Below are 509 nucleotides of genomic sequence, written 5' to 3'. Positions count from 1 at the left end.
ACAACACCTACGCCACCGCCAAGGTGACATCGACGGCGCTGATGGCCCAGGGCGCCAAGAGCTGGTTCTTTATCACGGCCGACTACGCCTTCGGCAAGCAGCTGCAGGCGGACGCGACCGGGTTCATCACCGCCGCCGGGGGCAAGGTGCTCGGGGCCGCGTCCCACCCCACGGGCACGACCGACTACTCCGGGCTGCTGTTGCAGGCTCAGGCCTCGGGCGCGGACGTGGTGGCGCTGTGCAATTCCGGGCAGGACTGCACCAACGCGTTGAAGCAGGCGGCCGAGTTCGGGCTGACGCGGGGAGGCAAGCAGCGCATGGCGGCGCTGGGCATGTTCCTCACGGACGTGCACGCCGCCGGGCTGCAAGTGGCGCAGAACACGCTCTATACGACCTCGGCCTACTGGGACCAGAGCCCGCAGGCCGCCGAGTGGTCGCGCGGCTACCTCGCCCAAGTCCGGCTGATGCCGACCATGCTGCAGATCGGCGTTTACGGCGCGGTGCGGCAC

General features: G+C 69.4%; 1 protein-coding gene. It reads left to right on the top strand.

Translation table 11 applies throughout. From position 1 onward, the window contains the following. A partial coding sequence (locus ACU8YE_RS24395) for an ABC transporter substrate-binding protein (RefSeq protein ID WP_446929961.1) occupies positions 1-509 on the top strand: 509 nt, incomplete at both ends.

The sequence above is a fragment of the Ralstonia sp. VS2407 genome, from assembly GCF_052950655.1.
The sequence above is the reverse complement of the archived record's forward strand: the minus strand, read 5'-3'. Positions and strand labels throughout refer to the sequence as shown.